Source organism: Streptomyces sp. R33, from assembly GCF_041200175.1.
In the GTDB taxonomy this organism is placed as follows: domain Bacteria; phylum Actinomycetota; class Actinomycetes; order Streptomycetales; family Streptomycetaceae; genus Streptomyces; species Streptomyces katrae_B.
The window spans coordinates 212,969-227,285 of record NZ_CP165728.1; the positions used below are offsets into that span (position 1 = coordinate 212,969).

A 14,317-nucleotide genomic window follows, 5' to 3' on the forward strand; every position below is an offset into this window, starting at 1 on the left:
CGCTCCGGCCCTCCCGCTTCGTCGCCTTCCCCCATTCCTTGCATTCCCCGCATTCCCGCATTCCCGCATTCCCGCAGTCCAGGACACTGGAGAGGAACGGACCCCGTATGTCCCTCATAGGCAGGCGCCTGGCGCTTCCACCCGACCTGCTCGTGCACCGGGTCTTCGAGACCCACGCCCGGCAGCATCCCGACCGGCCCGCGCTGACGTGCGGCGCCGAAGAGCTGAGCTACGCCGAGCTGAACGCACGGGCCAACCGGTTCGCCCACCACCTCATCGCTCTCGGTGCGGGCCGGGGCTCCGTGATCGGCGTATGCCTGGACCGTACGCCCGAGCTCATGGTCGCGATCCTCGGGACCATGAAGGCCGGCGCCGCCTACGTACCGCTGGACCCCACCTACCCCGCCGAGCGGCTCCACCTGATGGTGTCCCAGCTCGACGAGATCAAGCTCAACGTGGTCTCGGCCGACACCCGCGCCCTGGTCGCCGGGGCGCCGGGCGACCTCGTCGTCATCGACGAGCTCGGCGGGCAGCTCGACGCCCTGCCCGTCACGGATCCGGTCGTCGACCTCTCCAACGACGACCTGTGCTACGTCGTGTTCACCTCCGGCTCCACCGGAACGCCCAAGGCCACCGCCGTGCGCCACGAGGGCTGGTACAACCTCCTCGAGTGGCTGCGGGTCGAGTACGGTCTGGGCAGCGGTTCGAGCGGGCTCACCGTCAGCTCCTTCGGCTTCGACATCAGCCAGCGCGGACTGATGGCGCCACTGTTCTGCGGTGCCACCCTCCACCTGCTGCCCAGCCGCATCTTCGACCCGGGCATGGCCTACCGCCTGATCGAGACCCACGGCGTGCGGCAGCTGCACTGCGCGCCGAGCACCTTGTACGTGCTCATCGAGCACGAACAGGCCCTGGGGACCGACGCACTGACCCGGGTGGGCCACGTCTTCATCGGCGGGGAGCCGCTCACAGTCTCCCGGGTCGAGGACTGGGCAGGCCGGGAAGGCAACTCCTGCGTCCTGCTGCACCAGTACGGGGTGGCCGAGTGCACGGACGTGGCGACCTCCCACGTACTCGCGGACTACGCCCGCTACCGGGGCACCGCGACGCCGGTGGGAGAGCCCGTGTACAACACCGAGATCCACCTCCTCGACGAGGAGTCGAACGAGGTGCCGGACGGCGAGACCGGAGAGATCTGCATCTCGGGCCTCAGCGTCAGCGCCGGCTACCTCAACGCCTCTCCGGCCGACACCCGCCGGTTCACCGACCGGGCCACGGGCGACGGCACCGTCAGGACCTACCGGACCGGTGACCGCGGCTACGTCACCCCGGACGGGGAACTGGTGGTGGTCGGCCGCGTCGACGCCCAGGTCAAGATCCGCGGCATGCGGATGGACCTGGGAGACGTGGAACACGGGGTCCGGTCCCACCCGCTCGTCGACGACGTCGTGGTCCTCGCGGTTCCGGACGACTCGGGCGAGCTGCGTCTGGTGGGCTTCGTGCTGCCCGCGGCCGACGGTCTCGACACCCGGGCGCTCTACCGCGACCTGCTCGGCACCCTGCCCCGGAACATGGTGCCGCAGGATTTCACGGTCCTCGACGCCTTCCCGCTGAACCCGAACGGCAAGACCGACCGGCGGGCCCTGGCAGCCCTGGCCGCCGGCTGACGCAGGCCTCAACGTCCCCACCTGCCCGCTCGCCCGCGTCCTCGGCGAGCGCCCCCAGAAACCTTCTTTTCCGCACGCGTGGCTTTCGAGCAAAGGAACAGCATCCGCATGACCATCGACCAGCAGCGCCCGACCCCGGCCGCCCAGATCTCCGGCAACGCGATCGTCCCCGAGGACATCAAGGCGAACATCGAGCAGTTCAGCCTCGACGGCTTCACCGGCCCGATCAAGCTGTACGAGCCGGAGGAGGCCGCCGCCCTGATCCGCGAGATCCGGATCAACAACCAGGACGCCTCGCGCGCCCTGTACAAGAACAGCGTCAACTACGACCGGCACTTCGACATCCCGGAGCTCAGCCGGCACATCACCCACCCGACGATCGTCAAGTACCTCACGGCCATCCTCGGCCCGGACGTACTGAACTGGCGGACCGAGTGGTTCCCCAAGTTCCCGGGCGCCAAGGCGACCGAGTGGCACCAGGTGCGCGACTACAGCTACGCCAACGGCAAGCCGCAGCTCCTGCCGACCGAGTCGGACTGGAACGCCTACATCGACATCACCGTCTGGACGACCTTCACGCCGGCCACCAAGGACAGGGCCTGCATGAAGTTCGTGCGCGGTTCGCAGCGTGACTGGATCTTCGACGAGCACAAGGCCACTCAGGCCGGCCGTGGTGCGGACTACGACGTCGCCCACGCCAACACCGGCTTCTTCGGCTACGACTTCGCCGACTTCAAGATCGACCCGAAGTGGGAGCCGCGCCCCGAGGACGTCGTCGAGCTGGAGATGCAGCCGGGCGAGGCGGTCATCTTCACGGCGTCGTGCGTGCACGGCTCCACCCCGAACAACACCGAGCGCGAGACCCGCTTCGCGATCGCCAGCCGGTACGTCCCCACACACGTGCGCGTCTACCCCGGCCAGGACTCCTTCAGCGCCCACGGTGCGACGTTCGACCTGTCCGAGTACGGCAGCGTCGTCGTGGCCGGTGAGAACCGCTACGACCACAACCGGATCCGCACCGAGAACAACCACGGCACCCCGTTCGGCTGGACCGCGAGCTGACCTCCCCTCTCCTTCCCCTTCACCGAAAAGGACCCCAGAACGTGATCGCAACGAAGATCCACGCCATTTGGAGCCGTGAGCTCAAGCTCGAGGAGTTCGCCGACACGGACGACTTCTTCGACCTCGGCGGGCACTCACTGATCATGACCCGGATCCAGCGCCAGATCCTCTCCGAGCTCGGCATCGAGGTCGCGATGGACCAGCTCTTCCGCAAGTCCACGGTCGCGGCGATCTCCGAGCACATCGAGACGGCCCGCGCGGCCGCCTGATCTCGGCTCCGCTGCCGCCAGACCTTGCTGCGACGCCGGGGACAGGGCTCCACACCCTGCCCCCGGCGTCGCAGCCGGTTCATCTCCCACCACTACAGGAAGATCCCCCAGTGCAGCTATCGAGTCGGGGCCGGCAGATGTCCCGCCTGTCGGGCATCCGCAGCATCATGGAGGACATCGCCGCGGCCGACCGGGACGCGAGCGACGACGAATGGCTCAACCTCAGTCCGGGCAACCCCTCGCACATCCCCGAGGTCGTCGAGGCCTGGCGCCGCCTCACCCGTGAGGCCCTGGACGACCGGTTCGTCGAGTCCAGCACCCGGTACGGGCCCTCGCGCGGCACCGCCGCCCTCGTCGAAGCCATCGTCGACTACTTCAACCTCACCTACGGCTGGTCGATCGGGCCGCAGAACGTGGTCGTCGGGCCCGGCAGCCAAATGCTGTCGTTCATCGCGACCAGTCTGTACACCGGCCCGGACGCGGACGGCGTGCTGCAGCCACTGGTGCTGCCCCGCCTGCCCGACTACACCGGTTACCAGGGACTCAGCCCGGACCCCGGCGGCACGGTCGGCATCGAGCCGTTGATCGTGCCCGAGGGATCCCACTCGTTCCACTACAGCCTCGACACAGAGGCCCTGGCCCGGCAGACCCGCATGGGCATGATGCTGCTGTCCAACCCGGCCAACCCGACCGGCAGCAGCATCGAGGCGTCCGAGCTGAAGACGCTGATCGCCACCGCCGAAGAGCGCGACGTGCCCCTGGTGCTCGACCACGCCTACGGGGAGCCCTTCCCCCAGGTGGTCCGGACGAGGCTCGCCCCCGTGCTGCATTCGCACGTCATCAACCTCTTCACGCTGTCGAAGGCCGGGCTGCCCGGCGAGCGGATCGCCTTCGCGATCGGCCCGGCCGACCTGATCGACCCGATGGTGTCCTTCATCGCCAACACGACACTGCACGCGCCGCAACTGCTCCAGGCCGTCGTCGAACGCTCACTGACGACCCGGCAGATCGACGTGATCTCCGAGCGCCACATCAAGCCCTACTACCGGGCCAAGCGGGCGATGGCCGAGGCCCTGCTCGCCGAGTCCCTCCCGGACGACCTGAACTGGCGGCTGCACTCCAGCGACGGGGGGATGTTCTGCTGGCTGTGGATCGACCACGACTGGTTCGACGACCTGACGCTGTACGAGTTCCTCAAGCGCAGGCAGATGTTCATCGTCCCCGGCCGGCACTTCTTCGTCGAGCCGCTGGACACACCGTTCCTCGGCACGCACGGCAAGCGCTGCATCAGACTGAGCCTGAGTCCGGACGAATGGGCCGTGGCCGACGGCATCGTCCGGCTGGGTGAAGCGCTCGAAGAGCTGCGCGCGAGCGCGGGAACCGGAGCGTGACGACCATGGGCAAGTGGCTGCGCCGCCGTGAGGCGCAGGAGACAGCGGTCAGCCGGCTCGTCTGCCTGCCCCACGCTGGCGGCACCGCCGCGTCGTTCGCCGGCTGGGGCGGCCGGCTGCCGGCCGGCGTGGAGTTGATCGCCGTACAGTACCCGGGCCGGCAGGACAGGCTGGGCGAGGAGCCGATCGGGGACATGGCCACGATGGCCGAGCAGGTGGCGAACGCGCTGCGGCCACTGCTGGACCTCCCGATGTTCTTCTTCGGGCACAGCATGGGCACCGGCCTGGCCTACGAGGTCGCCGGCATCCTCGAGCGCGAGGACGGGTTCGTGGCGGAACACGTCTTCGTGTCCGCGAGGCCGGCGCCCCACCTGATCGACGGGGAGCACCGGCACCGGTTGAGCGACGAGGACCTCGTCGCTGCGATGCGCCGACTGGGCGGTCCGGACGCGGCGGTGCTCGACCATCCGGAGCTGCTGCCGCTGATCCTTCCGCCCCTGCGGGCGGATCTGGCTCTGCTGGACCGGTACCGGCCCGCACGGCTGACCCCGCTGCGGGCGCCGCTGACCGTGTTCGGCGGCGAGAGCGACGACACGTGCCCGGTTTCCCGGCTGTCCGCCTGGAGCGCGGCCACGACCGCCGGCGTGCGGGTGCGGACGTTCCCCGGCGGCCACCACTACCTGCGCGAGTGCGAGGACGACGTGCTCGAAGCGGTCTGCGCGGAAATCCTTGCGGCGCGCCGGGGCCGACAGCCGCTTGATGCGTGAACCGTGCGAAATGGCGCCGGGCCCTCGGGATCTTCCCGAGGGCCCGGCGCCATTTCGCACGTGTCCGCCGGCGTCGCGTCAGCCGACGTGGTGCCCGGTGGTCGCGTCGACGTGGTCGGGAATTTCCTCGTGGGTGTCCCCGACCGTCAGCGTGCCGGTGGGCTCGACCATGATGATGTGCGATTCCTCATCGGACACCGGCTTGTGCTCGATGCCGCGCGGCACGACGTAGGTGTCCCCCCGGTGGAGGGTCACGCAGCGTTCCACACCGTCCTCCCGCAGGTGGATGACCAGCCGTCCGGCCGCGACGATGAAGAGCTCGTCGGTGTCCTGGTGGGAGTGCCACAGGTAGGCGCCGTGGAATTTCGCCACCCGGACGTCGTAGTCGTTGAACTGGGCGACGATGCGCGGACTCCACGGCTCGCTGAAGGAATCGAGAGTCCTCTGGATGTTCACCGGTTCGGTCATCATGTGTTCGGGCTCCTTGAATGCCGCGGTTTCGGACAGGCGTGTGCCGCCCTGGTCGGAGCGACCGGGGCGGCACACGGGGCGGGTGGGAGACACGCGATACGCAACGCGGCCCCGCTAGACGGCGGCCCGCACGGCGAGCGCGTCGCCGATCTCCTCCGTGGTGCGGAAGGTTCCGTCGCGTTCCGCGAGGTCGGCGGTGACGGCGTCCTCGATGCGGACGGCCTGGGCCTCGTGGCCGAGGTGGCGCAGCAGGAGGGCGACGGACAGGACCGTTGCGGTCGGGTCGGCCTTGCCGGTGCCCGCGATGTCGGGGGCCGAGCCGTGGACGGGCTCGAACATGGACGGGAAGGCGCCGGTCGGGTTGATGTTCCCGGAGGCGGCGAGGCCGATCCCGCCGGTCACGGCGGCGGCCAGGTCGGTGAGGATGTCACCGAAGAGGTTGTCGGTGACGATGACGTCGAAGCGCTCGGGCTGCGTGACGAAGAAGATCGTCGCGGCGTCGACGTGCAGGTAGTCGGTGGTGACCTCGGGGTACTCCTGGCCGACCTTGTCGAAGATGTTCTTCCACAGGTGGCCCGCGTAGACGAGGACGTTGTTCTTGTGGACCAGCGTCAGCTTCTTGCGCGGGCGGGAGCTGGCCCGCTCGTACGCGTCGCGCACGACGCGCTCGACGCCGTACGCGGTGTTGACGCTGACCTCGGTGGCCACCTCGGCGGGGGTGCCGGTGCGCAGGCTGCCGCCGTTGCCGGTGTACGGGCCTTCGGTGCCCTCGCGGACCACGACGAAGTCGATCTCCGGACGGCCGGCGAGCGGGGTGGCCGTGTTCGGGAAGAGCTTCGACGGGCGCAGGTTGATGAAGTGGTCGAACGCGAAGCGGAGTTTGAGCAGCAGGCCGCGCTCCAGGACGCCCGACGGGACCGACGGGTCGCCGATGGCGCCCAGCAGGATCGCATCGTGGTGCTTGAGCGCCTCGAGCTCCTCGTCCGGGAGGGTCTCACCGGTGCGGTGCCAGCGCGTGGCGCCGAGGTCGTACTGCTTGGTCTCCAGCTTCACATCCTGGGGCAGGACCGCGGTAAGGACCTTCAGGCCCTGAGCCACGACTTCCTGGCCGATGCCATCACCGGGGATCACTGCGAGGCTGATGACGCGGGGCTCCGGACGGACCGTGCGCGGTTTGTGGCTCGGTCGGGTGCTTTCGTAGGTGGCGATGTCCGCTTCGTTCTGAAGGGTGAGCGAGATGTCGTCGAGGCCTTCGAGGAGGCGCCAGCGGGCGTTGTCGTCGAGTTCGAACTCCGCCTCGATTCCGGCCGCGCGGACCTGGCGGGCGACGAGGTCGACGGTGATTTCGGCGGTGGGGTCGCTGTCGGTCAGCTCCCACAGCCGCTCGACGGTCTCCTGTGGGAGGACGACGGTCAGCAGGCCGTTCTTCAGTGAGTTGCCGCGGAAGATGTCGGCGAAGCGGGAGGAGATGACGGTCTTGAAGCCGAAGTTCTGCAGGGCCCAGACGGCGTGTTCGCGGGAGGAGCCGGTGCCGAAGTCGGGGCCGGCGACCAGGACGGTGGCGCCGCGGCGCTCGGGGCGGTTGGTGACGAACTCGGGGTCCTTGCGCCAGGCCTCGAAGAGTCCGTCCTCGAATCCGTCGCGGGTGATCTTCTTCAGCCAGTGGGCGGGGATGATCTGGTCGGTGTCGACGTTGCTGCGGCGCAGCGGGACGGCCCGGCCGGTGTGGGTGGTGAAGGCTTCCATGGTTCTCAGACTCCGGCGGTCGCGTGGGCGTCGGACAGGTCGGCGGGCGAGGCCAGGTGGCCCAGTACCGCGGTGGCGGCGGCCACCTGGGGGGAGACCAGGTGGGTGCGTCCGCCCTTGCCCTGGCGGCCTTCGAAGTTGCGGTTGGAGGTGGATGCGGAGCGCTCGCCGGGCGCGAGTTGGTCGGGGTTCATGCCCAGGCACATCGAGCAGCCGGCGTGGCGCCATTCGGCGCCGGCTTCCTTGAAGACCTTGTCCAGGCCTTCTTCGACGGCCTGCAGGGCGACGCGGACGGAGCCGGGGACGACCAGCATCCGTACGCCGTCGGCGACTTTGCGGCCCTGGATGATGCCGGCGACGGCGCGCAGGTCCTCGATGCGGCCGTTGGTGCAGGAACCTACGAAGACGGTGTCGACCTTGATGTCGCGCAGCGGCTGTCCGGCGGTCAACCCCATGTATTCCAGGGCCTTTTCGGCGGCGTGGCGCTCCGATGCGTCCTCGTACGAAGCGGGGTCGGGGACGCGGGCCGACAGGGGGGCGCCCTGGCCGGGGTTGGTGCCCCAGGTGACGAACGGGGACAGGGTGGTGCCGTCGATGACGACCTCGGCGTCGAAGACGGCGTCCTCGTCGGTGCGCAGGGTCTTCCAGTACGCGACCGCCGCGTCCCAGTCCGCATCCTTCGGGGCGTGGTCGCGGCCCTGCAGGTAGTCGAAGGTGGTCTGGTCGGGGGCGATCATGCCCGCGCGGGCGCCGGCCTCGATCGACATGTTGCAGATGGTCATGCGTGCTTCCATCGAGAGTTTCTCGATGGCTTCGCCGCGGTATTCCAGGATGTAGCCCTGGCCGCCGCCGGTGCCGATCCTGGCGATGATCGCCAGGATCAGGTCCTTGGCGGTGACGCCCTCGGCGAGCTCGCCGGTGACGGTGATCGCCATCGTCTTGGGGCGGGCCAGCGGCAGCGTCTGGGTGGCCAGCACGTGCTCGACCTGGCTGGTGCCGATACCGAAGGCCAGCGCGCCGAAGGCGCCGTGCGTGGAGGTGTGGGAGTCGCCGCAGACCACGGTGGTGCCCGGCTGGGTCAGGCCCAGCTGCGGTCCCACCACGTGGACGACACCCTGCTCGACGTCACCCAGCGAGTGCAGGCGCACGCCGAACTCCGCGCAGTTCCTGCGCAGCGTCTCGAGCTGGGCCCGGGAGACCGGGTCCGCGATCGGCTTGTCGATGTCGAGGGTGGGGGTGTTGTGGTCCTCGGTGGCGATGGTGAGGTCGAGCCGCCGGACCTTGCGGCCGGCCTGCCGCAGGCCCTCGAAGGCCTGGGGGCTGGTCACCTCGTGCAGCAGGTGCAGATCGATGAAGAGGAGGTCGGGCTCGCCCTCGGCGCGCCGGACGACATGGTCGTCCCAGACCTTCTCCGCGAGTGTCCTACCCATCACGTTCCCCCTGGCTGCTGGTCGTTCCTGTCACCTCGCCGACGCTAGGCGAGCCCCTCCCCGAGCCGTCCTTGATCGGTCCTCGGCTGTCGACGCCCACGGGTTCGGCTGCGGTCGCGATCAGGGCGAGGCCGCCGCTGTGGGACAGGGAGAACCGGACGTCGCCACCGCCCGCGACCTCGGGGCGGCCGCCGTCGGACCGCAGCGACCGGCCGAAGAGACTCAGCCCGGCTTCGGCACCGAGCCAGTCCTCGGGGAGGGCCATCCCCATGAGGATCAGCACGCCGCTCAACCGGGCAGCTCACCGATGGCCTCCCCCGATCCGGGGAGCACCTTCTCCCGCTTTCCCGCGATGCGCATCCGCGACCCCGGAAGCCAGGATCGGGCCCTGAACAGTTGACCGGAGGATGTTCGATGAGCACGCAAGGAACAGGGATGCCGCCGCATCACACCGCATCGACCAACGGCCTGGCAGGGGCGGCCATGCTGCTCGGCGTCCTCGGCTTGAGCACGTCGGTCTTCTTCATCGGCGGCCTGTTCGGCGGCATCGGCCTGATCCTGGGCATCATCGCCCTGACGACGGCCAAGCGGACCGGTATCGGCCGGGGCAAGGCCCTCACCGGCGTGGTGACGTCGGCCATCGCGATCGTGGTGTCCGCCCTGGTCGCCGTCTTCTTCGTCTGGTACGCCGACAAGACGCAGGAGTGCGCCCGCCGGGGATTACGGGACAGCCCTTAGGTGGTGGGGAGGAGACCGGCGACGAGGACGGCGAATTCCTCGGGGTCGAGGATGCGGATGCCCAGTTCTTCGGCCTTGGCGCGCTTGGAGCCGGCCTTCTCGCCAGCCACTACGAGGGTGGTGCGCCGGGACACCGACGACGATGCCTTTCCGCCGGCCCGCTCGATCAGTTCGTTCATCTCGTTGCGGGACAACACCGCGAGGGGGCCGGTCATGGCTCCGGTCACCACGACGGCCTGTCCGGCCAGCGGGCCGCCCGCCGAGTCCTCGCCGTCGTTCGCGTCGGCCGCGGGCTTCTGCGGCTCGGCGACCTGCGTGCCGACCTGCTGGGCCTGGAGTTTGTCGAGGAGCGGGGCGAGTTCGGCGAGTTCGGCCGCAATGACGCGGGCCTTCTCGGTGCCGATGCCGTCGACCCCGGCCAGCGTGTCCGCGTCGGCGGCCCGGATCGCGGCCATCGAGCCGAAGTACGCGGCGATCCGGCGGGACATCGTGCGCCCGGTGCCGCGGACACCGAGGGCGCAGAACACGCGGCTCAATGCGGCCCCGCGGGCGGTCTCGATCGCGGCCAGGAGGTTGGCGGCGCTGGTCTCGCCCATCCGCTCCAGACCGAGGAGCTGCTCGCGGGTCAGCGTGAACAGGTCGGCGACGTCCTTGACCAGACCGGCCTCCACCAGCTGGATCGCGCGCGTGCCGCCGAGACCCTCGATGTCGAGCTGGTCCCGGCCGGCCGCATAGATCACCGAGGCCACGGCCTGACAGCTGCGGCCGCGCACGCACCGCCACCGCTGCTCGGAGGTGTCGATCGCGTCGCCACAACGGGGGCACGCCTCGGGGAAGGGGATCGGGCTCTCGGCGCCGGTGCGCTGGTCGGCCAGCGGTGCCTCGACCCGGGGGATCACGTCGCCGGCCCGGTACACGAACACCTGGTCGCCGATCATGAGCCCGCGGCGGGTGATGTCGGACGGATTGTGAAGCGTGGCGTAGGTGACCGTCACCCCGTCGATGACCACGGGCTCCAGGACCGCGCGCGGGGCGATGATCCCGGTCCGGCCGACGTTCCACTCCACCGCCAGCAGGCGCGTCACCTTGTGTTCGGCCGCCAGTTTCCGGGCCACCGCCCACCTCGGGGCGCGCGAGCCGTTGCCGGCCTGCCGCTGGTCCTCGGCCGTGTCGGCCTTGACGACGACACCGTCGATCCCGAACGGCAGGTCTCCGCGCAGGCCGGCGATCACGTCGATGCGTTCCTGCACCTGCTCCACGGTCTCGCACCGCATCGGGGCGGCGGCCGTGCTGGCGGCCGTGTTCGCGCCGAGCGCGGCCAGGTTCTCCAGCAGAGCGACGTGGCCGAGGTCCTCCAGGCCGATCGCGCTGTAGGCGAAGAAGGTCAACTCGATCCGGTAGGGGCGGTCCTTGGCCCGCAGCGTGCCGGCCGCCCCGCTGCGCGGGTGCGCGAAGGGCGTGGCCTCGTGGGCGAGCCGGATCCGGTTGGCCTCCTCGAACTGCGCGGTCGTCAGCAGCACCTCGCCGCGCAACTCGACGTCGATCGGCTCGGTGAGGACCTGCGGCAGACCGAGGACGGCGTCGGCGGCGTGGGTGATGTCCTCGCCGGCCGAGCCGTCGCCCCGGGTGAGGACCTGAACGAGCCGACCACCCCGGTAGCGGGCGGCCACCGCGAGGCCGTCGAGCTTGGGCTCCACACACCACCCGGCCACAGGGTGCCCGAGACGCCGTTCCAGCCCTGCGGCCCACTCGGCGAGCTCGTCGGCGTCGAAGACGTTGTCGAGGGAGAGCATCGGCACCGAGTGCGGCACGTCACCCTGCACAGCCCCGCCCGCCACCTTCCCGGTCGGCGACTCGGCGAGCACCTCGTCCGGGTGGGCCTCCTCGTAGGCCGCGATGGCGCGCAGCAGCCCGTCGTACTCGTCGTCACCGAGCGGGGTGGTCCCGTCGCCGTAGTACGCGGCCGACGCCGCCACGGCAGTGGTCACGGCCTCCACGTAGGCGGCAGGAGAGAGCAGGGCACTGTTTTCGGTCATGAAGGTCATCATCCTGCCCCGCACTGACAACGCCGCCTCCCGACCCCGCCCCGCCGCGGCACGCAACCGGGCCGCCCTGCGGCACAGCGCGGGAACGGCAACGGCCTGCTGATCAGCGCCACCCCCGCGGCCGATCGCCCGGACCGAAACCGGCCCCTGGCGGGTCGCCCAGTCGCACCCCGTGACCTGCGGAGATGCTGCCGTTCCGACATGTGGAGCGGTTCTTACCGGCTGGCCACAAGGGAGGTAGTGTCCTCCGGTCACGGACGGCAATCGGATCGTCCGTTCAACCCAGGGGAACCACCATGACTGATCTGAACTCGCTGCGGGCAAGCCTTGCGTCGGGTGAGCACGAGTTCGCCGACACCCTGGCCTTCGTCGCCGCGCACTACGAGTATCAGCCACAGGCGTTCCGCAACGGGGAACTGGAAAATGCCGCGGGTGAGAACGAGGGTTCCTGCAAGACGCTGGGACTGGCCCTGCTGGAAGGGCTGAGCGACCAAGAGGCGCTGCTGGCATTCGGCGAGCACTATCGCAGTGTGCTGGCGACTCCGGACGACACCGACCACGGCAACATTCGCAACCTCCTGGCCCATGGCCTGGAAGGCGTGAGCTTCGCCGGGCAACCGCTGGCCCGCAAGAGCTGAAGGACTCCCCAGGTGCGCCCTCGGGTTTTCATGCGGGGTGACGCAAGGCTGATCTAGCTGGTCAGACCGCCTCTGCACCGGCTGAGGGCCGGGGCGCGGAGGCGCGGCCCACCCCGCCCTGGAAGTCCTGTCCGTCGAGGCCCGGGACGGCGCGCCGTTCAGCTACGCGCCGTTCAGCCTCGCGCCTGTCGCCGGCCCGCCCCGCCTGCGCACGCTCACCGCGGTCCCCGGCGCGCTGGCCGACCCGATCCGGTACGCGTCGGGTCAGCCGCCGTCGACGTAGGCCCGGGCCGCCACCATCACATCGCGCATCCTGCCGTCGGCGATGCACTGCGCCGGCGCCTCGTCCTCGAGCTGCGGGTTCATTCCGATCATCCACGCGCGAGCCGTGTAGAGGCTTTCGGCGTCCTGGATGAGCTGGAAGACCTGCAGGGCGGCGCGCAGGCGCTGCTCCGACTCGGGTCGGGGCGTCGTGTCGCCCGATGCCCACTTGCCGACCTGCTTGGGATCGCTGATGTTGGCGATCCGCGCGGTCAGGCGTTGCCCCAGGTTCTCCTGGAGGAAGCGGGCGATTTCGCTGATGTGCATGCGCACGGTGGCGACGTGAGCTCTTTCGGCGCTGGCAACGCTCTTGGCGACGGCAACGGCAACGGCGACGGCGGCGGGGGGCGTGGTGGTGTCAGAAGGCATGGTCAGGTCTCCCTCGTTGCCCTGACTTCGCGCCCGTACGATGGCGGGTCGCGTGTTCAGGCGACGGGTGTCGGGGTGTGCCCGCAGGACCTGGCTGTCGCGTACTGCCGCGGGGGCAGACGGAAGGGACGCTCGGTCTCGGCGAGCTGTGAACGCTTCGTGGTGTGTTCCCGACCCGCCGGGAAGCGTGTACCAGCGCGGGTGCGGTGGGGTGTGCCGACCAGCGGTCAGCGGTCGGCGCTCAGCATCGATGTATTCCGGTCCGTGGGGATCCGGCACATGGACGACTGGGGTGCTCTGAGGGTGCAGAGCCCGTGGCGGGCGGTGGTGCCACGACGCGTGGCGCGAGCCCCACGGGTAAGAACGCACTGACGGCGCAACGGGTGTTGCTCATGAGATCCCCCACATGCTCCAAGTCGGTCTACGTACTGGTTAGGTTACCCATTATCACCTTCCAACTCCACCTCTTAGGCAGAATTCAGCACGTTCTCGACGGTGTGTCAACTGACGGGTTTGAAGCCGGACTTCCGTCTTGACCTGGGCATATATTGCTGGAGTGAGAGGGTGGCCGACGGTGTGTCGGCAGCAGGGAACGAGTTGTTTCGCTCTTTTGGACGACAGCTGCACGGCGGCTTTCAGGTCGGTTTCAGTCACCTTTTCAGGTGGGCAACGTGCGGGGGTTAAGGGGGGCCGGTCACAGCATCGTCAGGTCGTACTCCTCGGCCACCCGCCGCAGAGCCTCCGACTCGGGGAAGATCAGGCTGGTCTCCTCCTGCTTGAGCTCCACGTCGTTGAAGACGGCCCAGCACTGGCGCATCCCGAAGCGGGAGCGGTAGGCGATGCCATGGATGAGGCGCTCCTGCTCCGAGGGGCCGGTGCGCTGGGTGATGGCCCACGCCGAGATCAGCCGGGTGATCCGGCGGTTGAAGCCCTGAATGTGCTCCGTGGCGAGCCTGTCCACGCCCTGTTCCGCCAGCTCGTCCTTGAGTTCGCGGGAGAGGGTCTCCAGGGTCCGCTCGTCGTCCACGTCGAGGAAGCGGGCCTCCTTGGGAAGCTGGAGGCGGACCAGGATGTGGCGCGTGGTCCAGTCGCGGGGGATCTTGCCGGGGGTCATGTAGGACGGCTTCATCCACTCGTCCCCGATGACCTCCCTCATCTTGGGGTCCACACGGAAGGGCGCTAACGCCTCTGCGAAGCACCCGTCGTGCTGGGAGGCGCAGTAGAGGGTGTCGTAGCTGACCAGACTCCAGCGGTTTCCGCCCGTCCGGGACGCGTCCTCCTGGCTGATCCTTTCGTACGTGACCGGGTTCTTGGCCTTTCCCAGGCGCCAGACGCCCTGGTCGGGCGCGGGGATGAGGACGACGTCCGGCTGTACGGTGTCCCGGCTCATGCGGCCGCTCTCC

General features: G+C 69.5%; 14 protein-coding genes and 1 pseudogene. 7 read left to right on the forward strand and 8 right to left on the reverse strand.

Annotation, left to right across the window (positions count from 1 at the left end; genetic code table 11):
• The first annotated feature begins 107 nt into the window (after positions 1 to 107).
• The 5 genes from AB5J51_RS41145 to AB5J51_RS41165 all read left to right on the forward strand — a co-directional run bounded on the left by AB5J51_RS41145 (position 108) and on the right by AB5J51_RS41165 (position 5,156).
• The gene (locus tag AB5J51_RS41145; protein ID WP_369780533.1) at positions 108 to 1,667 is read left to right on the forward strand and encodes an amino acid adenylation domain-containing protein; all 1,560 of its coding nucleotides are present in this window, start codon (positions 108 to 110) and stop codon (positions 1,665 to 1,667) included.
• A gap of 108 nt (positions 1,668 to 1,775) precedes the next feature.
• Positions 1,776 to 2,729, forward strand: a complete 954-nt coding sequence (locus tag AB5J51_RS41150; RefSeq protein WP_053789744.1) for a chlorinating enzyme — start codon at positions 1,776 to 1,778, stop codon at positions 2,727 to 2,729.
• A 41-nt stretch (positions 2,730 to 2,770) separates the two neighbouring features.
• Positions 2,771 to 2,998, forward strand: coding sequence for a phosphopantetheine-binding protein (locus AB5J51_RS41155; protein ID WP_053789743.1), 228 nt, complete (start codon positions 2,771 to 2,773; stop codon positions 2,996 to 2,998).
• A 137-nt stretch (positions 2,999 to 3,135) separates the two neighbouring features.
• Positions 3,136 to 4,389, forward strand: coding sequence for an aminotransferase class I/II-fold pyridoxal phosphate-dependent enzyme (locus AB5J51_RS41160; protein WP_136226503.1), 1,254 nt, complete (start codon positions 3,136 to 3,138; stop codon positions 4,387 to 4,389).
• A gap of 5 nt (positions 4,390 to 4,394) precedes the next feature.
• Positions 4,395 to 5,156, forward strand: coding sequence for a thioesterase II family protein (locus AB5J51_RS41165; RefSeq protein WP_053789760.1), 762 nt, complete (start codon positions 4,395 to 4,397; stop codon positions 5,154 to 5,156).
• Positions 5,157 to 5,234: 78 nt separating this feature from the next.
• Here the strand turns inward: AB5J51_RS41165 and AB5J51_RS41170 are convergent, their stop codons facing one another.
• The 5 genes and pseudogenes from AB5J51_RS41170 to AB5J51_RS41190 form a co-directional block, all read right to left on the reverse strand.
• Complete coding sequence (locus tag AB5J51_RS41170) at positions 5,235 to 5,627, reverse strand: cupin domain-containing protein (RefSeq protein ID WP_133900092.1); 393 nt, start codon at positions 5,625 to 5,627, stop codon at positions 5,235 to 5,237.
• Between the two features lie 114 nt (positions 5,628 to 5,741).
• Complete coding sequence (locus AB5J51_RS41175; protein ID WP_166663342.1) at positions 5,742 to 6,770, reverse strand: 3-isopropylmalate dehydrogenase; 1,029 nt, start codon at positions 6,768 to 6,770, stop codon at positions 5,742 to 5,744.
• Between the two features lie 81 nt (positions 6,771 to 6,851).
• Positions 6,852 to 7,373 (reverse strand): annotated as a pseudogene (gene leuD / locus AB5J51_RS41180) (3-isopropylmalate dehydratase small subunit); the annotation flags it as partial.
• 5 nt (positions 7,374 to 7,378) lie between these two features.
• Positions 7,379 to 8,803: a 3-isopropylmalate dehydratase large subunit gene (leuC, locus tag AB5J51_RS41185; RefSeq protein ID WP_369780534.1), complete on the reverse strand. Its 1,425-nt coding sequence runs from the start codon at positions 8,801 to 8,803 to the stop codon at positions 7,379 to 7,381.
• Positions 8,796 to 9,095: a hypothetical protein gene (locus AB5J51_RS41190; RefSeq protein ID WP_369780535.1), complete on the reverse strand. Its 300-nt coding sequence runs from the start codon at positions 9,093 to 9,095 to the stop codon at positions 8,796 to 8,798. Before AB5J51_RS41190 ends, leuC begins: the two co-directional genes overlap by 8 nt.
• A gap of 143 nt (positions 9,096 to 9,238) precedes the next feature.
• On the opposite strand from AB5J51_RS41190, the gene AB5J51_RS41195 reads away from it, so the two are divergent.
• Positions 9,239 to 9,541 carry a DUF4190 domain-containing protein gene (locus AB5J51_RS41195; RefSeq protein ID WP_369780536.1) on the forward strand — a complete coding sequence of 101 codons (303 nt, stop codon included), beginning with the start codon at positions 9,239 to 9,241 and terminating at the stop codon, positions 9,539 to 9,541.
• Here AB5J51_RS41195 and ligA read toward each other — a convergent pair.
• Positions 9,538 to 11,586 (reverse strand): NAD-dependent DNA ligase LigA, encoded by a 2,049-nt coding sequence (gene ligA / locus AB5J51_RS41200; protein WP_136227542.1) that lies wholly within the window; start codon positions 11,584 to 11,586, stop codon positions 9,538 to 9,540. The genes AB5J51_RS41195 and ligA overlap by 4 nt on opposite strands.
• 296 nt (positions 11,587 to 11,882) lie before the next feature.
• Between ligA and AB5J51_RS41205 the strand changes: the two genes are divergently transcribed.
• Positions 11,883 to 12,224 carry a HopJ type III effector protein gene (locus tag AB5J51_RS41205; RefSeq protein WP_053791152.1) on the forward strand — a complete coding sequence of 114 codons (342 nt, stop codon included), beginning with the start codon at positions 11,883 to 11,885 and terminating at the stop codon, positions 12,222 to 12,224.
• A 264-nt stretch (positions 12,225 to 12,488) separates the two neighbouring features.
• On the opposite strand, the gene AB5J51_RS41210 is transcribed toward AB5J51_RS41205, so the two are convergent.
• Both AB5J51_RS41210 and AB5J51_RS41215 read right to left on the reverse strand, forming a co-directional pair.
• On the reverse strand, positions 12,489 to 12,914 hold the full coding sequence (locus AB5J51_RS41210) for an XRE family transcriptional regulator (RefSeq protein ID WP_206310860.1): 426 nt from the start codon (positions 12,912 to 12,914) through the stop codon (positions 12,489 to 12,491).
• 694 nt (positions 12,915 to 13,608) lie between these two features.
• Positions 13,609 to 14,304, reverse strand: a complete 696-nt coding sequence (locus AB5J51_RS41215) for an RES domain-containing protein (RefSeq protein WP_063785347.1) — start codon at positions 14,302 to 14,304, stop codon at positions 13,609 to 13,611.
• Positions 14,305 to 14,317: the final 13 nt, after the last annotated feature.